The 17,175-nt window shown below is 64.7% G+C and carries 12 protein-coding genes; 4 read left to right on the top strand and 8 right to left on the bottom strand.

The features are described 5' to 3' along the window. Positions 1–17: 17 nt before the first annotated feature. From recJ to ACQY7X_RS17460, 5 genes are all read right to left on the bottom strand, one after another. A complete protein-coding gene (recJ, locus tag ACQY7X_RS17480) occupies positions 18–1,829 on the bottom strand; it encodes a single-stranded-DNA-specific exonuclease RecJ (RefSeq protein ID WP_428246693.1) in 1,812 nt (603 codons plus the stop codon). A gap of 3 nt (positions 1,830–1,832) precedes the next feature. Beyond that, positions 1,833–2,816: a class II fructose-bisphosphatase gene (gene glpX / locus ACQY7X_RS17475; RefSeq protein WP_428246692.1), complete on the bottom strand. Its 984-nt coding sequence runs from the start codon at positions 2,814–2,816 to the stop codon at positions 1,833–1,835. Positions 2,817–2,820: 4 nt separating this feature from the next. Continuing rightward, complete coding sequence (locus ACQY7X_RS17470) at positions 2,821–4,149, bottom strand: homoserine dehydrogenase (RefSeq protein WP_428246691.1); 1,329 nt, start codon at positions 4,147–4,149, stop codon at positions 2,821–2,823. Next, positions 4,149–5,366, bottom strand: coding sequence for an LL-diaminopimelate aminotransferase (locus ACQY7X_RS17465; protein ID WP_428246690.1), 1,218 nt, complete (start codon positions 5,364–5,366; stop codon positions 4,149–4,151). Before ACQY7X_RS17465 ends, ACQY7X_RS17470 begins: the two co-directional genes overlap by 1 nt. Positions 5,367–5,465: 99 nt before the next feature. Beyond that, positions 5,466–6,581 (bottom strand): OmpA family protein, encoded by a 1,116-nt coding sequence (locus ACQY7X_RS17460; RefSeq protein WP_428246689.1) that lies wholly within the window; start codon positions 6,579–6,581, stop codon positions 5,466–5,468. Positions 6,582–6,755: 174 nt separating this feature from the next. Between ACQY7X_RS17460 and ACQY7X_RS17455 the strand changes: the two genes are divergently transcribed. Beyond that, positions 6,756–8,573 carry a PHA/PHB synthase family protein gene (locus tag ACQY7X_RS17455; protein ID WP_428246688.1) on the top strand — a complete coding sequence of 606 codons (1,818 nt, stop codon included), beginning with the start codon at positions 6,756–6,758 and terminating at the stop codon, positions 8,571–8,573. Positions 8,574–8,616: 43 nt separating this feature from the next. After that, positions 8,617–9,480: a class I SAM-dependent methyltransferase gene (locus tag ACQY7X_RS17450; protein WP_428246687.1), complete on the top strand. Its 864-nt coding sequence runs from the start codon at positions 8,617–8,619 to the stop codon at positions 9,478–9,480. Here the strand turns inward: ACQY7X_RS17450 and ACQY7X_RS17445 are convergent. The 3 genes from ACQY7X_RS17445 to ACQY7X_RS17435 all read right to left on the bottom strand — a co-directional run bounded on the left by ACQY7X_RS17445 (position 9,466) and on the right by ACQY7X_RS17435 (position 13,682). Beyond that, a complete protein-coding gene (locus ACQY7X_RS17445) occupies positions 9,466–10,269 on the bottom strand; it encodes a PepSY domain-containing protein (RefSeq protein ID WP_428246686.1) in 804 nt (267 codons plus the stop codon). The two genes, ACQY7X_RS17450 and ACQY7X_RS17445, sit on opposite strands and share 15 nt — an antisense overlap. Before the next feature lie 23 nt (positions 10,270–10,292). Continuing rightward, positions 10,293–12,485: a TonB-dependent receptor plug domain-containing protein gene (locus tag ACQY7X_RS17440; protein ID WP_428246685.1), complete on the bottom strand. Its 2,193-nt coding sequence runs from the start codon at positions 12,483–12,485 to the stop codon at positions 10,293–10,295. Positions 12,486–12,695: 210 nt separating this feature from the next. After that, positions 12,696–13,682 carry an MBL fold metallo-hydrolase gene (locus tag ACQY7X_RS17435; protein WP_428246684.1) on the bottom strand — a complete coding sequence of 329 codons (987 nt, stop codon included), beginning with the start codon at positions 13,680–13,682 and terminating at the stop codon, positions 12,696–12,698. Positions 13,683–13,816: 134 nt separating this feature from the next. Between ACQY7X_RS17435 and ACQY7X_RS17430 the strand changes: the two genes are divergently transcribed. Further along, positions 13,817–14,305 carry a PAS domain-containing protein gene (locus ACQY7X_RS17430; protein ID WP_428246683.1) on the top strand — a complete coding sequence of 163 codons (489 nt, stop codon included), beginning with the start codon at positions 13,817–13,819 and terminating at the stop codon, positions 14,303–14,305. Positions 14,306–14,420: 115 nt separating this feature from the next. Further along, positions 14,421–17,174, top strand: a complete 2,754-nt coding sequence (topA, locus tag ACQY7X_RS17425) for a type I DNA topoisomerase (protein WP_428246682.1) — start codon at positions 14,421–14,423, stop codon at positions 17,172–17,174. Position 17,175 lies beyond the last annotated feature (1 nt).

Below are 17,175 nucleotides of genomic sequence, written 5' to 3'. Positions count from 1 at the left end.
ACTGAAAAACCAAAGCCTTACGCCACATGCGCGGCATCCTCGACGACGAGCTGGATGCGGCGCTCGCCGCGCCAGTAATCGGCCCGCAGATGACCGGCCAGGTGCATCGGGCGGCCGGTGCTGCGCGCCGCGATCAGCGCCTCGGCCATGTCCGAGCCCTTGGCCGAGCCGCCGCCATCCATGACGCGAAAGGCGATGCCGCGCAGCCGGGGCCCCTCGCCGCTTTCCGAACAGGCCAGCAGGCGCAGATGGCGCTCGCCCACCACATCGGCCTGCAGGATGCGGGCGCGGGTGATGACAAAGCGCGGCTCGGCATTGCCCGAGCCATAGGGGCCGAGCAGTTCCAGCTTCTCGTATAGCTCCGTCGAGCAGCCGCCGACATGCAGCGCGCCATCGAGGCCCAGACTGGCATCGGCGCCGGCCTTGGCGACCTGGGGCGCCAGACGTGCGCTGAGGAATTCATTCAATGCCTGGATACCGTCTGCCGCCACGGTAAGGCCCGCCGCCATGGCATGGCCGCCGCCATTCACCAGCAGGCCGGCCTGCTTCGCCGCCACCACGGCGCCACCGAGATCGACACCCGGCACCGAGCGGCCCGAACCCTTGGCCAGGCCGTTATCCTCGATCGCCAGTACGAAGCTCGGCCGTCCGGCGGCTTCGCGGACGCGCGCGGCAACAATGCCGATCACGCCGGGATGCCAGCCCTCGCCCGCCACCAGCGCCAGCGGCGCGGTCTCGGGCACGGCCTGCAACGCCAGCATGGCATCGGCCAGCACAAGCTGCTCGATCTCCTGGCGCTCCTTGTTCAGGCGGTCGAGTTCGCGCGCCAGATTGGCCGCCTCGCGCGCATCGTCGCAGGCCAGCAGGCGCGCGCCGAGATCGGACAGGCCGACACGACCGCCGGCATTGACGCGTGGCCCGAGCAGGAAGCCGAGGTGATAGGCGCCCGGCGGCTCGTTCAGGCCGGCCACATCGGCAAGGGCCGCGAGGCCTACATTGCCACGCCCGCGCAGCACCTTGATGCCTTGCGTCACCAGCGCACGGTTGAGGCCGGTGAGCGGCACCACATCGCAGACCGTGCCGAGCGCCACCAGATCGAGCCAGCCGAGCAGGTCCGGCTCCTCACCTTGCGCATAGAAGCTACGGCTGCGCAGCGTGCGGTTCAGCGCCACCAGCAGCAGGAACGCCACGCCGACAGCCGCAAGCTGACCATGGCCGGGCGCTTCATCCAGGCGATTGGGATTGACCACCGCCACCGCTGCCGGCAGATGCGGTTCAGCCAGATGATGATCGACCACCACCACATCGAGGCCGAGCTTTTTTGCTTCCGCCAATGGCTCGAAGGACAGCGTGCCGCAATCGACGGTGACGACGACGCGCACGCCCTCATCGGCCAGCTTGCGCATCGCCGGCGCGTTGGGGCCGTAGCCCTCCTTCTGGCGATCCGGGATATAGACCCGCAGCGGCCGGCCGATGGCCGAGAAGAAACGCTTCAGCAGCGCCGAGGATGTGGCGCCATCGACATCGTAATCGCCGAACACGGCAACGCGCTCGTTGCGCTGGATGGCATCGGCGATGCGCGCGGCTGCCGTATCCATGTCGTGGAAACGCGACGGATCGGGCAACAGGCGGCGCAGCGAGGGCTTGAGGAAATCCTCCACCGTTTCAGGATCGACGCCGCGTCCGGCCAGCACACGGCCCAGGATTTCCGGCAGGCCGGCGCGCTGTGCCAGCGCCAAGCCAATGCGGTCATCGCCGCTGCGCAGCCGCCAGCGCCGCCCTTGCAGGGATTTGTTGACGCCGAGGAAGGCTTCCGGCTGCGGCTGCATCGCTCAGTCGAGCGCGTGCAGGATCACCGCCTCGATGCGGCGGATGGTGCGGGTTTCGGAGCGCATCGAAACCGAATGCACCTTGTGGCCGACGGCGGCGCGCTTCACACCGGAGAGCAGCGAGCCATCGGTGACGCCGGTGGCGGCGAAGATCACGTCGCCCGATGCCAGGTCGGTGATCTCATACTTGCGGTCCAGCTTCTCGATGCCGAGGCGCCGGGCGCGCGAACGCTCATCCTCGTTGCGGAAGATCAGCCGCCCCTGCATCTGGCCGCCGATGCAGCGCAAGGCCGCCGCCGCCAGCACGCCTTCCGGCGCACCGCCCGAACCCATGTAGATATCGATGCCGGTATCGGTATCGGTGGTGGCGATCACGCCGGCAATATCGCCATCGGAAATCAGCGCCACGCGGGCACCGGTGGCGCGCACGGCGTTGATCAGTTCCATATGGCGTGGGCGATCAAGAATACAGACGGTGAGATCGGATACCGCCACGCCCTTGGCCGCCGCCAGGGATTTCAGATTCTCCGCCGGGCTGCGGTCGAGATCGACCACGCCAGCCGGCAGGCCGGCGCCAACCGCGATCTTGTCCATGTAGATATCGGGCGCATGCAGGAAGCAGCCGGCATTGGCGAAGGCCAGCACCGCCATGGCATTGGGCGCACCCTTGGCGGCATTGGAGGTGCCTTCCAGCGGATCGAGCGCGATATCGATGGCCGGCCCCTTGCCGCTGCCGACTTCCTGGCCGACGAAAAGCCGCGGCACGTCATCGCGCTCGCCGAGGCCGATCACCACCTTGCCGGCGATATTCACGGCTTCCAGCGCTTTCAGCATCGCCGCCGAGGCAGCTTCGTCCGCCGCCTGCTCGTCGCCCAGGCCGATCAGGCCGGCGGCGGCGATGGCGGCAGCCTCGGTGACGCGCACCGCTTCCAGCGTCAGATTGCGCTCCACCGAAATGCTCTTCGCCGCCTTCGCCTTGGCCATCATCGCCTCACAGCGTCTCGATGCGGATCAGGCGCGGCGTCTCCTGCATGGAGCGCAGCTTGGCGATCCGCTTCAGCGCCCGCACCATGTCGGCCTCGCGCGCCTCGTGGCTGATCAGCAGCACCGCCACCGGGGTATTCTCGCCCTCGGCACGGCCACGCTGCACCAGGCTCTCGATGGAGATCTTGTGGTCGCGCAGCACGGCGGAAACATCAGCCAGCACGCCCGGCTGATCCTTCACCAGCAGGCGGATGTAATAGCGCCCGACATGATCGGCCATGGCGGCGGCCTTGAGCTTGCCGAGTTTCATTGCCGGCACGCCAAAGGCAAAGCCGCTGCGGCCCGCCGCGATATCGGCAAGATCGGCCACCACCGCCGAAGCGGTCGGGTTCTGGCCCGCGCCACGGCCCTCGAACATCACCGGGCCGACGAAATCGCCTTCGGCAGCCACGGCATTGAACACGCCATCGACATGGGCAATCGGCGTATTGGCCGGCACCATGCAGGGATGCACGCGCTGCTCGATGCCGCGGGCCGTGCGGCGCGCAATCGCCAGCAGCTTGATGCGGTAGCCGAATTCACGCGCAAACGCGATATCCACCGCCGAGACATGGCGGATACCCTCGACATGCACGGCCTTGAAATCGACCTTGGTGTTGAAGGCCAGCGCGGTCAGCACGGTGAGCTTATGCGCGGCGTCGATGCCATCCACGTCGAAGCTCGGATCGGCTTCGGCATAGCCGAGCTTCTGCGCATCGGCGAGCACGGCCTTGAAGTCGCCGCCCTTCTCGCGCATTTCGGTGAGGATGTAGTTGCAGGTGCCGTTCAGGATGCCATGCACGCGCTTCACGTTGTTGCCGGCCAGGCCCTCGCGCATCGCCTTCAGGATCGGGATGCCGCCTGCCACCGCCGCTTCAAACGCCAGCGGAACACCGGCCTTTTCAGCCGCCAGGGCGAGCTTGTCGCCGTGCATGGCCAGCAATGCCTTGTTGGCGGTGACCACGCCCTTGCCGTTGCGCAAAGCGGTCTCGCAGAGTTCCTTGGCAACACCACTGGAGCCGCCGATCAGTTCGACCACCACATCCACATCGGGATCCTTGGCGATATCGACGGCATTGCTGTACCAGCGCCATTTGCCAGCCGGCAGGCCGCGCTTCTTGCGCTTGTCGCGCGCCGAAACCGCCACCACCTGGATCGGCCGGCCGCCACGCGCGGCGAGCAACCCGGCCTGTTCATGCAGCAAACGCACAACGCCAGCGCCAACAACGCCTAGGCCCGCGATACCTACGCGAAGCGGAGACTGCTTGGCCTGGGCCATCAGCTTGGACTGGGCCATCAGCCTGCCGCCTTCTTCAACGGGGCTTCTTCCAGATTGGACGGCGTCCCCAGCAGGCGCTTGATGCTCTTCACCGCCTGGCGCGTGCGATGCTCATTCTCGACGAAGGCGAGGCGCACGAAATTGTCGCCGTATTCGCCAAAGCCGATGCCCGGCGCCACCGCCACCTTGGCTTCGCGCAGCAGCAGCTTGGAGAATTCCACCGAGCCGAGATGGGCGTAGCGTTCCGGGATCGGTGCCCAGGCGAACATCGAGGCATCCGGGTTCGGGATCGGCCAGCCGGCCTGGGTCAGGCCCTGCACCAGCACGTCGCGGCGCGACTTGTAGACCTGGCGGATTTCCTCGACGCAATCCTGCGGCCCGTTCAGCGCCGCCGTGGCCGCCACCTGGATCGGCGTGAAGGCGCCGTAATCGAGATAGGACTTCACCCGCGCCAGCGCGCCGACCAGCTTGGCATTGCCGGCGCCGAAGCCGATGCGCCAGCCCGGCATCGAGTAGGTCTTGGACAGCGAGGTGAATTCGATGGCGACATCGCGCGCGCCCGGCACCTGCAGGATCGAGGGCGGCGGATTGCCGTTGAAATAAATCTCCGAGTAAGCGAGATCGGAGATCACCCACATGTTGCGCTTCTTGGCGAAATCCACCACCGCCGCGTAGAAGTCGAGATCCACGGTCATGGCAGTCGGGTTGGCCGGGAAGCTGACGATCAGCGCAATCGGCGCCGGCACGCTGTGGCGGTAGGCGCGATCCAGGCCGGCGAAGAAATCGAAGCCCGGGCCGATCGGCACCGAGCGCACATTGGCACCGGCGATGACGAAGCCGAAGGCATGCATCGGATAGCTCGGGTTCGGCACCAGCACGGTATCGCCCGGCGCCGAGATCGCCATGGCGAGATTGGCCAAACCTTCCTTGGAGCCGAGCGTGACGATGCACTCCTTGTCGGCATCCAGCGTCACGCCGAAGCGCCGGCCGTAATAGTTCGCCAGCGCCTTGCGCAGGCCGGGCACGCCACGGCTGGAGGAATAGCGGTGGGCGCGCGGGTTCTGGGCGGCTTCCACCAGCTTGGCGACGATATGCGGCGGCGTCGGGTTATCCGGGTTGCCCATGCCGAAGTCGATGATGTCTTCGCCCTGGGCACGCGCCTGGGCCTTCATCCGGTTGACTTCCTCGAACACATAGGGCGGCAGGCGCTTGATGCGGTAGAACTCGGTATCCATGGCTTCGGTTCCAGTCTGGGAGATAATGAGCCACCAGAAACGGCAAAAACGGGACTCGGTGGAGCCCCGTGCCGCCGCTGCTATCTAGCTCAATATGGTCTAATTTTCGAGATAGATTTCGACGCGGCGGCTTTGCTCGGCGGTAGCGCCTGCTGCGGCCTGGTAATAGGCCGGTGCGCCCTCTGCCCTGGCCTCCAGGGCCATCATGTTGGCTGCCACATAATGCTTCTGCAACTCGGCGGCCACGGTCTGGGCGCGCTTGCCGCCGGTATCGGCGGCTTCGGCGGTAGCCGAGGAATAGCCAACCACGCGCAGCCGGCCCTTGCCGCCGACGCCCTTCTGGTAGTCAGCCACATTCTTGAGCAAGGTGCGGTCGCGGGCATCGAGAGTGGCCGAATTGGCCGAGAAGCGGACCACCGCCAGAAGCTGGCGGCCCGGCTGGCCGAAAGCCTGCATGCTGGCCGAAGGCGGCGCGGCAGCACCGGCGGCGAACTGCGGCGGGACGGCCTGAGCAACCTGCGGCTGTCCCTGGGCCAGATTCGGCGGCAGCACGGTAGCAGCGGAAGCCTGTAGATTGGCGGCGTAGACCGAGCCCATGGCGGCGGCGTTACCAGCTGCTGGCGCCTGATAGGCCGGGGCCTGATACGCAGGCGCCTGATAGCCCGGCTGCGGGGGCGAATTCACCGCCCGCTGGCCGACCGGATCATTCTGGCCGGCAGCCATGCGCTGCACCTGCTGCGCCGGCACGGCACCGCCCTGGAGCTGGCTGGCCTGCTGGCCGCCCGGAACACCGGGAAGCTGGGTCTGCGGTGCGACCGGGGCCGGCGGCACCTGGTTGCCGGTGGCCGGGCGGGCGCGCAGCTCTTCGTCCGTATACCGCGCATTGGAGCGGTCGGCGGCCAGCGCCCCCATGGCCTGGCGGCGCTCGGCGCTGGTGGACTGTTCCACCGGGCGCGGCGGCACGCGGCCGAGATTCGGGAACCGCTCATCGGTTGCGGCGGTGGCAGGCTTGGTCGACTGCTGGACCGCAACCGGATCCTGGTCATCAAACCAGTTCATCGGGTTGGCCCAGCTTACCGCATCGGACACGGTGGAGCAGCCAGGCAGGACCAGCAGGGCGGCGAAAACGGCGGCGAGCATGGCGGTACGGGCGCCGACCGTGCACTTGGCCGTGCGCTTGGTCGTCTCTGCCTTGAACTGGCTCATGCTGCTCATCACCGAACTCCCAGAAACCTACCCCGCGCCAATCTGCCTTTTAGCATCATGGCTTGCGGGCATTACCCACAATCCCGTAACCTCATGTTCCGGCGCCATGCGGCGGCGGGCGAGCGCGCCATGGACAAGGCCAGCCGCCCGGAGGAAACGGGTTGAGAGAATAGGGATAGTCGGATGAACAAGCAACCGGACAGTGGTGTTAAGCTTCCCGACCCGACCGAATGGGCCAAGAACTGGAACGAGATCGCCGAGCAGAGCCAGAAGCTGGTTTCCGAATTCCTTGCCCGCCAGGGTAGCGAGCCGATGCCCGCCCCCACCTCGATCACTCCCGACCCGCTCAATATCGGTTCCGCCTTCATGGAAATGACGGCGAAGATGATGACCAACCCGGAAAAGCTGGTGGAGGCCCAAGTCGAATTGTGGCGGGCCTATACCGAGCTGTGGACCTCCTCGGCGCAGCGCTTCATGGGCCAGGAAGCGCAGCCGATCGCCCAGCCGGAAAAGGGCGACAAGCGGTTCAAGGATGCCGCCTGGAACGAAAGCTACCTGTTCGACTACATCAAGCAATCCTACCTGCTCACCGCCCGCTGGCTGCAAAAGACGGTGAATGATGTCGATGGCCTCGACACCAAGACGCGCAAGAAGGTGGATTTCTATACCCGCCAGTTCGTCGATGCGATGGCGCCGTCCAACTTCGTGATGACCAACCCGGAAGTGCTGAAGGCGACCATCGACAGCAACGGCGAGAATCTGGTCAAGGGCCTGCACAACCTGCTGGAGGATCTGGAGCGCGGCAAGGGCAAGCTCAACATCAAGATGGTCGATGCCAAGGCCTTCGATGTCGGCGGCAATGTCGCCACCACGCCGGGCAAGGTGGTGTACCAGAACGACCTGATGCAGTTGATCCAGTACAGCCCCACCACCAAGGAAGTCTACAAACGGCCGCTCTATATCGTGCCGCCCTGGATCAACAAATTCTACATCCTGGATCTCAAGCCGGAGAATTCCTTCATCAAGTGGATGGTGGCCAAGGGCTACACGGTGTTCGTGGTGTCGTGGAACCAGCCCGACGAGCGCCATGTCGACAAGACCTTCGAGAGCTACATGCGCGAAGGCATCCTGGATGGCCTCGATGCCGTGAAGCAGGCCACCGGCGAGGAGGAAGTCACCGCCATCGGCTATTGCATCGGCGGCACGCTGATGGCTTCCACGCTGGCCTGGATGGCGGCGCAGGGCGACGAGCGTATCAAGGCGGTCACCTTCTTCGCCGCCCAGGTGGAATTCTCCGAAGCCGGCGAACTCTCGGTGTTCATCGACGAGGAGCAGATCAAGTATTTCGAGGAACTGATGGCGCAGAAGGGCTATCTCGAAGGCACCGAGATGGCGAATACCTTCAACATGCTGCGCGCCAACGACCTGATCTGGTCCTTCGTGGTCAACAACTACCTGCTGGGCAAAGAGCCCTTCCCGTTCGACCTGCTGTACTGGAACGCCGACGCCACCCGCATGCCGGCGAAGATGCACAGCTTCTATCTGCGCAACATGTATCAGCGCAATCTGCTGGCCCAGGCCGGCGGGCTGGAACTGGGCGGCCAGAAGATCGACCTGCGCAAGATCAAGATTCCGGTCTACCTGCAGGCCAGCCGCGAGGATCACATCGCGCCGTTCCGCTCGGTCTACAAGGCATCGCAGCTCTATTCCGGCCCGGTGCGCTTCCTGCTCGCCGGTTCGGGCCATATTGCCGGCGTGATCAATCCGCCCGCGGCGAAGAAGTACCAGCACTGGACCAACGACACCAAGACCAACCCGGCCAAGGTCGAGGATTGGATCAAGGGCGCCACCGAACATCCCGGCTCCTGGTGGGAAGACTGGGATGCCTGGCTCTCGGCCAAATCCGGCCCGAAGGTGAAGGCGCGCGTGCCGGGCGAAGGCAAAGCCAAGGCCATCGAGGACGCACCCGGCTCCTATGTGAAGAAGCGCATCATCGATTAAGGCGAGCGCCGCTTATGTAGATTTGGCGGCAAGGATGCGGGTGGTGAAATACTCCAGGTATTCCAAGTCAGAACTACGGAGATTTCTCCTCGCATCCAGATATGGCTGGGGCTTTTTCCTGCCGCTGCGCATTGCCCATCTGCTGCGCCATCACTACCAGCTGGCCAAACTGGGCCTGCGCTGGCTGTGGCGTTCACGCGAAATTACCAACTTCACCTACACGTCAACGCGCTATGCCCAATGGGCGCTGGCGGCGCATGCCAGCGCCGTCACCGGGATCAGTCTGGCGGCAGCGCGAAGGTATGCGGAGGAGTTGCTGAACAATCAGGAACTCGCTGATTATGTCGCCGCCAGGCATGCCGTCTCGGAACGGCGCGGCATCACCAACGCCAGCTTCAGCCCCGGTCACCGTCTGCTCAATTATATTCTCGTGCGGGCGCTGAAGCCGAAACTGGTTGTGGAAGCCGGGGTGGAAAGCGGGCTGGGCGCCATCATCATCTGCGCCGCCCTCGCCCGCAACGAACAGGAGGGCGTGAATGGCAGCTTCATCGGCATCGAAGGCAATCCCGCCCAGAGCTGCAGCCTGTTTGTGCATTACCCCGGCGGGCGCGGCACCATCATGCGCGGCGATGCCGCCGACATGCTGGCGGAAATGAGCGGCGGCATCGACCTCTATTTTCATGAAACCGGCCCAAGCCGGGCAGATACCGAGCGGCAACTGGCGGCACTGGGGCCGCGACTGACGGATCGCGGCGTGGTGCAGACCATCTCGTCACAGATGTCCTTTATCAACTTTGCCCAGCAACGCCAGTTGCGGCTGCTCATGTGCCAGGATTTCGCGCTCGACATGTACAGGCCACACGGCAGCCATGTCACCACGCTGTTCCCGGCGTTACCGGCTGGCTAGACCGCCCGCGGCTGCCTGCGCCGCGAGCTTTTGCTGCCGCAGCCCTTCCAGGCGCAGGCGCTGGCGGCGGGCGCGCCACCACATGATGAAACCGGAAACGCTGAGGAACACCATCGCCGCGCCGGTGATGTCGATCCACAGCCATTCGTAATCCTTGCCGAACAGCGCCTTGCCGGTATGCAGATCGAGGATCAGGCGGTTGAGGGTGATCGCGCCCGGATCGACGCCGCTCTGCTCGGCGACAATACGCGCCAGGCCGCTCTCACTGCGCCAATGGGCGCCACCATCTTCCGAAACCACCAGGCCGCGTTCGCGCGTTGCCGCCGCCACGCTGCCATCGGCACGGATATTCACCGACCAGGCTTCCGCCTTCAGCAGCTGGCGCCATTCCGCCTGCCCCGCCTGGCCCGTCCAGATGCCGGTGCGGGCAGCGGCATAGAGCCGGTCGCCGGCAACCGCCAGGTCGCGCAATTCCGTGCCACGCAGGGCCGCGATGGTTTCCACACTGCCATTGCGCACCGTGAACAGGCCAAGGCGCGTGGCAACATAATCCATGTCGCCAACACGCTGCGCGGCGCGGATTTCCACGCCCGCCATGGCCTCGCCATAACCCGGCAGCCAGTCCGCCGCCACCAGCATCTGGCGCAGGCCGAGCGAGCGGTCATGCGCCAGCAGGATCGCCGTCACCGCCACGATCAGCAGCGGCAACAGCAGGATGATACCGAGCCATTTATGCCACCAGCGCCATTGCATCGGCGGCTTCAACGGATTGGGCGGGGTCGCGGGCATGTGGGGCTGCCTTTGCTTGACGATCAGAAGGTCGAGATCAGCCGCATGTAGATCGAGCGGTAGGTCGGCTCGTCGGTACGCGACTGCGCGGTCATCGCGCCGGCCGCGTTGTAGGTGCGGTCGTTGCGCTTCTCGGTGGCAGAGAACACGTTCAGCGCAGAGATATTCAGTGCCATCTCCTTCGTCAATTCGATCCGCGCCGACAAATCGACGCGGGCGGCCGCGCGCACATCGGCGGATTGCGAGGTGCCATCGGCCAGGCGGTTATTCTGCTCATAGCCGCTGGCCAGGTTGACGCTGGCGCCGAAGGTGGTGGACAGCATCGGCACGAACCAGTCGACGCCGAGATTGCCGACATAATCGGGCTGATCCAGGAAACGCCGCGTCTGGCCGGTGGCCTTGGCCTCCACTTCGGTGAACACCCGCGTCGCGTTGGCCCACAGCGTCAGGTTCTCCAGGCCGACAAAGCCGAGCGGCAGGCGGCCTTCGAGTTCGAGGCCATACATATGACCGGTGCCGACATTCTGCCCGCGCGACACGATACGGCCGGCTTCAGTGGCCTGGATATTCTCGATCTTGTCGGTGAAATGACGGGCGAAGATGTTGCCCGAGAGCAGGCCGCGATTGCCCCAGAAATACTGATCCAGGCCGAAATCCAGGCCCCAGATCGATTCCGGCTCCAGGTCTGGATTGCCGCCGGTATCCGGGCTTGCGGCAGTGCCGCCGGCGGTGACGACACTCGGCGACAATTCGCGCAGGTCGGGCCGGCGCAGGGTGCGCGCGACGCCGGTGCGGAAATCCAGGTCGCCCGCGAAATTGTGGACATAGTTCAGCGACGGCAGCACGAAGAAATTGTCGCGCTCGCGGCTGACACCAAAGAAATTAGCGGTCTTGGTGGTGGTATCTTCCAGCCGCAGGCCATAGGTGACGCGGTCGCTGGGGCCGATGCGCAGGCTGTCCTGGGCGAAAGCGTTCCAGCGCGTTTCCTCGATACCGTAGCGGCGGCCCTGGTTCGGCGCATCGACCACGCCGTTGGTGACCGAGCTGTTATCCTCGTCGCGGGTGGAGAAGGAATAATCGCTGCCGAATTTCAGTTCATGGCCATCCACCTGGTGCTTCAGCACCAGGGCCGGATTGTAGCGTTCCAGTTCGATGATTTCGGTACGGTTGCGCACCCGGTTCGGCACACCGGCGGCGGTGTAGCGCACCGCGCGGCGCAGCGTGTCCTCGGTCGCCTGCTGGTAATCCATGCTCAATGTCAGGTCGGTGGCGCTGCTGAAGTCATGGGTCCAGGCGCCGAACAAGCCGTAATTCTCGCGTTCGCGGGTGCGCTTTTCCACTTCGCGGTTATTCACCGTCACCTGGTTGGCCAGCAAAGCGGTGGAAACATCATCGCGCAGTTCACGCGTGCGCAGATAGCTCGGCTCGAAACGCAGCGTGTTCTGGTCGCCGGCATCCAGTTCAAAGGACGGCGTCAGGTTGATCTGGTCGAAGCGGCGCTCGTTCTTTTCCAGCGTGCCGCCATTGGCGCCGCCGGCGCCGGTATAGGTGTAGGTATCCTTGCTCTCGTTGCGGCGCTGGCGCTGCACGCCGCCAGACAGCACCGCGCGCAGCGGACCGGCCTCGAAAGCCTGGAGGAAAGTGGCATCGCCAAGCGGGCCGTTTTCACCGAGATAGCCGGCGCCGGCGCCCACTTCGCCGCGCGAGTTGAAATTCTGGTTCTTGAGGATGATGTTCACCGTGCCCGCCGAGCCCTGGCCATCCATGCTGGCCAGCGGCGCGCGGATGATCTCCACCCGCTCCACCATCGAACTCGGGATGCGGTCGACCTGCACGCTGCGCTTGGAGTTGCCATCGATCAGGGCGCGGCCATTCACCAGCACCTGGGAATATTCCACACCGACGCCACGAATCTGCACGTCGCGGGCCCGGTTGCCGCCCGGGAAGCTGACACCCGGCAGGCGGCGCAGCGCATCGCCCAGCGGCTGGTCGCCGAACTGATTGAGCTGCTCGGCCTCGATCACGGTGATCGCGTTCGGCGCGGCCCGCTTGTCCTCGATGGCGCGCTGGGCGGCGGTGTTGATCGCCTCGCCCTCCACCGTCACCACCGGCAGCACCGTCGGGTTGCTTGCGCCGCCCGCCTGCTGTGCCGAGGCCTCGGCTGCATAAAACGCCAATAGACCCACCGAGATTCCAAACGTTGCGACTTTGCGCATGACTTCCCCTCAAATACTCATTTTTCTCAATTAACAGCGATTTTTTGCACCATCGCCTGATTCAAATTGCTTTTAATAGTTATTGTCATATTTATCCAGCAATTAAGAATGATTATTATATACATTTATGGAATAGTTATTGTTGATCGTCCGCGCCTACTGCACAGCAGTTGTCGTGCAGTCCGAAATGCACCGCATGCGCCACTATTCTCAGGGTTTTCCGGCTTCGCAGGCTGCCGCCGGGTCCGGCAGCCGCACAAACGGATCGAAGCGTATGCCCACGGGCGGCAGCACTACTTCGATCTTGCCGCCCGCCCTCGCGCATAGATCGTCCAGCGCCTTCGGCACATCGTCGAACGGCCAGGGGAAAGGTTGCAGCGGCTTGCTTAAGGGCCGGGTGAAATCATCCCAATGGGTCGGGATGACGCGCTTCGCCTGCGAGCCGACCACCGCGTTATTCCAAAGATCACGCGGCACGTCTCCCTTCTCCCGGCCAAGGCCGCCGATGGCGAGAAACACCACATCGGCCTTGTATGACTGCTCTGCCTTGATAAGGCCGGCGCTGCCCAGCACCAGCAGGCGGCGCGGGCCATGCTCGACCAGCAGCGCATAGGCGCCGCCTTCGAGATAATCGTTGAAGCGCACCGGCGGTTTCAGCGGCGCGGTCAGATGGCCCGGTGCCGAGACCCAGGACGATTGTTTGGAATGGCTCGCTTTCAGCAATGTCAGCTTGAACTTCCCGAAGGCGCGGGCCTTGCCCGGCTCGGCCGCCTCGAACGGCACATCGATACCCAGGCCATCGCGGATCATCCGGGTGGATTCCGAGCCGATCAACGTGGCGCCGCCGCCCAGTTTGGCCACCAGCGGCGCATCCATGGCGTGGTCATGATGCGAATGCAGCGTCACCACCGCCGCCAGCGGCCTGGCGCGATATTTGTCCAGGGCCGGCGCGATGACATGCTCATCCGGCTTGATGCGGCCGAACAAGGTTTTCAACTTGCCCGGCCGTGTGAAGAAGCCATCCACCATGATCCTGGTGTCGCCGTCGTCGATCAGCAGTGTCGAAACGCCCAGGAAGGCGACGCCGACCTCGCCCTGCGGCGGTTCGGCCACCGGCAGCACGCTATACTTCTCCAGGCTCGGCGCGCAGGCCCCCAGAAGTAGCAGCAGCAATCCCAGCCATACCCGCCTGCCCATGTGATGCCCCCGTCTCCAATCACGGCCCCCACGGTATCCTGATCTGCCCAATCGGGTTATAGTTAATAAAGTATGAATCAGCCGATTCGCGGTCATCTCGCCGCCACCGGCCCTTGGAGGATTCGGAATAGCCGATGGCCGACCCGGCGCCTGTCCTGACCCTGCCCCTGCTCCGCTCGCTTTACGCCTATTGGGACGGCAAGCGGCAGGGCCGGCCCCTGCCTGACCGCGCCGATATCGATCCGATCGAGATGCGGCCCTGGCTCGGCCACCTGATGCTGGTCGAGCGCAGCGGCGAGGATGACTATATATATAGGCTCTACGGCTCGGCTTTCGTCGATCAGTTCAAGGTCGACATGACCGGCCAGTCGATCTCGGCGCTGCCGCCGCAGCAGGCTTTGCTGCTGCGCACCGAATACGCCGCCGCCGTGCGTGCCGGCATCCCGCTCTCGCGCCAGTATACGGCCACCTTCGACTATACCTCCCGCGACAAACGCTCGGCCTGGCAGGTGGAACGCACCTGGGAACGTCTGGTGCTGCCGCTGACCGGCGGGGCTGAGTCGGTACGCATGCTCCTGGTTGGCGCTTATCCAATTGAAACGATTGAAGAAGTAGCCAAGTAGCGGCGCCCTTAAAGCGATCTGATTTGACAGCGGCCCGGCTTTTGCCCATGTTCTGGCCGCCGTTAACACCCGCTGGCACTCCCCGCCGGCCCTCATTCGAGATACCCCGGACCCGATGAAAGTTGTCGTCGTCGAAAGCCCCGCCAAGGCCAAAACCATCGAGAAATACCTCGGCCCCGGCCATCGCGTGCTGGCCTCCTTCGGCCATGTGCGCGACCTGCCGGCCAAGGACGGTTCGGTGGAACCGGACAAGGATTTCGTGATGCATTACGAAATGTCCGGGCGGGGCAATGACTCGATGCGCGCCATCGCCACGGCCCTGAAGGACGCCGACAGCCTGATCCTGGCAACCGACCCTGACCGCGAGGGCGAGGCGATTTCCTGGCATGTGCTGGAAGCCCTGGAAGCCAAGAAGGCGGTGAAGGGCAAATCGGTCAGCCGCGTGGTGTTCAACGAAATCACCAAGACCGCCGTGACCGATGCCATGCGCAACCCGCGCGACATCGACATGGACCTGGTGAATGCCCAGCAGGCGCGCCGCGCGCTGGATTACCTGGTCGGCTTCACGCTCTCGCCCGTCATGTGGCGCAAGCTGCCGGCGGCGAAATCCGCCGGTCGCGTGCAGTCGGTGGCGTTGCGCCTGATCTGCGAGCGCGAAACCGAGATCGAAGCCTTCCGGGCGCGTGAATACTGGACGATTTCCGCCGAGTTCCTCAATGCCGGCGGCCAGAAGGTATCCAGCCGCCTGTTTGAGCTGGGCGGCAAGAAGCTCGACAAGTTCGATCTCGATAATGGCGAGAAGGCCCATGCCGCCGTGGCGCGGCTGAAGGACCTCGCCTATTCCGTCGCCGATGTCTCGATCAAGCCGGCGCGGCGCAACCCCTACCCGCCTTTCACCACCTCCACCCTGCAGCAGGAAGCGGCGCGCAAGCTCGGCTTCTCGGCGCAGTTCACCATGCAGCTTGCCCAGCGCCTCTATGAAGGCGTCGATATCGGCGGCGAGACCACCGGCCTGATCACCTATATGCGTACCGATGGCGTCAGCATGGCCGACGAAGCCATCCGCTCGGCGCGCGACGTGATCGCCGAGGATTTCGGCCGCGAGGCCGTGCCGCAGAGCTGGCGCGTCTACAAGTCGAAACAGAAGAATGCCCAGGAAGCGCATGAGGCGATCCGCCCCACCGACTTCCGCCGCCGCCCGCGCGCCATGTCGCGCTATCTCGATGACGCCCAGCTCAAGCTCTACGACCTGATCTGGACCCGTGCGCTGGCGAGCCAGATGGAAAGCGCCGAGCTGGAACGCACCACCATCGACATCCGCGATGGCGCCAATACCGGCACCTTCCGCGCCACCGGCACCGTGGTGCTCTCGCCCGGCTTCCTCAAGCTGTATGAGGAAGGCGTCGACGACAAGAGCGGCGATGACGAAGAAGGCGCGCGCCTGCCGAAGCTGAATATCGGCGACAAGCTGAACACCCAGGACGTGAAGCCGGACCAGCATTTCACCGAGCCGCCGCCGCGCTTCTCGGAAGCCAGCCTGGTGCGCAAGCTGGAAGAACTCGGCATCGGCCGGCCTTCCACCTATGCCGCCATCCTGGAAGTGCTGCGCGCCCGCAGCTATGTGAAGATGGAAGCCAAGCGTTTCATGCCGGAAGATGCCGGCTGGCTTGCCTTCGCCTTCCTGGTCTCGTTCTTCGACCAGTATTTCGCCTATGACTTCACGGCTAATCTGGAAGAGAAGCTCGACGAGATCGCCGAGCACAAGCTCGACTGGAAGAAGGTGCTGGAGGATTTCTGGCGCGATTTCAGCCAGGGCAGCGACGACCATACCTCGGTGAAGGATGCCATCACCCGCATCGACGAGAAGATGGGCCGGCGCGGCGAAGTGCTGGATGCCATCAACGCGATGCTGGAGCATCACTTCTTCCCCGCACGCGAAGATGGCCGCAATCCGCGCCTCTGCCCGGCCTGCAACAAGGGCGCGCTGGGCATCAAGGCCGGCCGCACCGGCGCCTTCATCGGCTGCTCGGATTACCCGGAATGCCGCTACACGCGTCCGCTTTCTGCCGGCAATGGCGACGAAATGGCTTTGTCCGGTCCGCAGGAACTCGGCACCGATGAAAATGGCGTGCCGGTCACGCTGCGCCAGGGTCCGTTCGGCCCCTATGTGCAGCTCGGCGAGGCCGAGGGCGAAGGCAAGGCCAAGACCAAGCCGAAGCGCGCCTCGCTGCCCAAGGCTTTGCAGGGCGAGGAAATCTCGCTGCAACTGGCGCTGAAGCTACTGGCGCTGCCGCGCGTTGTCGGCCTGCACCCGGAAACCCAGAAAGAGATTCTCGCCGGTTTGGGCCGCTTCGGTCCCTACCTGCTGCATGATGGCAAGTATGCCAAGCTGAAAGACGCCATGGAGGCGCTGGAAATCGGCATCAATCACGCCGTCGAGAAGATTGCCGCCGCCGCCGCGCGTGGCCCGGGCCGCAAGCGGCCGGAGCCGAAGCCGCTGCGCACCATCGGCGCGCATCCCGAAGACGGCGAGCCGGTGAACGTGATCGATGGCCGCTACGGGCCTTACTTGAAGCACGGCGACACCAACGCGCCGATCCCGCGCGGCGAGGATCACACCACGCTGTCGCTGGAAGCTGCCATCGCCGCCATTGCGGCGCGCGCCAAGAGCGGCAAGGGCAAGAAGGGCTCGGCCCGCAAGGCGGCACCGAAGAAGGCAGCCGCCAAGGCCGCCCCCAAGGCTGCTGCCGGCGAAGCCAAGGCTGCCGCGCCGAAGAAAGCCTCGCCCAAGAAAGCTGCACCTAAGAAGGCGGCTGCCAAAAAGGCGGCCCCCAAGAAGGCAGCAGCCAAGAAAGACGCTGCGGAATAGT

The organism is Ferrovibrio sp. (assembly GCF_965278975.1).
Lineage (GTDB): Bacteria > Pseudomonadota > Alphaproteobacteria > Ferrovibrionales > Ferrovibrionaceae > Ferrovibrio.
Note: the sequence above shows the minus strand (reverse complement) of the source record. Positions and strands in the feature narration are given on the sequence as shown.

Bases quoted from the DNA above. Each gene is read 5' to 3' on its own strand.
- recJ (WP_428246693.1), bottom strand. From the start codon at position 1,829: ATGCAGCCGCAGCCGGAAGCCTTCCTCGGCGTCAACAAATCCCTGCAA.
- glpX (WP_428246692.1), bottom strand. From the start codon at position 2,816: ATGATGGCCAAGGCGAAGGCGGCGAAGAGCATTTCGGTGGAGCGCAAT.
- ACQY7X_RS17470 (WP_428246691.1), bottom strand. From the start codon at position 4,149: ATGGCCCAGTCCAAGCTGATGGCCCAGGCCAAGCAGTCTCCGCTTCGC.
- ACQY7X_RS17465 (WP_428246690.1), bottom strand. From the start codon at position 5,366: ATGGATACCGAGTTCTACCGCATCAAGCGCCTGCCGCCCTATGTGTTC.
- ACQY7X_RS17460 (WP_428246689.1), bottom strand. From the start codon at position 6,581: ATGAGCAGCATGAGCCAGTTCAAGGCAGAGACGACCAAGCGCACGGCC.
- ACQY7X_RS17455 (WP_428246688.1), top strand. From the start codon at position 6,756: ATGAACAAGCAACCGGACAGTGGTGTTAAGCTTCCCGACCCGACCGAA.
- ACQY7X_RS17445 (WP_428246686.1), bottom strand. From the start codon at position 10,269: ATGCCCGCGACCCCGCCCAATCCGTTGAAGCCGCCGATGCAATGGCGC.
- ACQY7X_RS17440 (WP_428246685.1), bottom strand. From the start codon at position 12,485: ATGCGCAAAGTCGCAACGTTTGGAATCTCGGTGGGTCTATTGGCGTTT.
- ACQY7X_RS17435 (WP_428246684.1), bottom strand. From the start codon at position 13,682: ATGGGCAGGCGGGTATGGCTGGGATTGCTGCTGCTACTTCTGGGGGCC.
- ACQY7X_RS17430 (WP_428246683.1), top strand. From the start codon at position 13,817: ATGGCCGACCCGGCGCCTGTCCTGACCCTGCCCCTGCTCCGCTCGCTT.
- topA (WP_428246682.1), top strand. From the start codon at position 14,421: ATGAAAGTTGTCGTCGTCGAAAGCCCCGCCAAGGCCAAAACCATCGAG.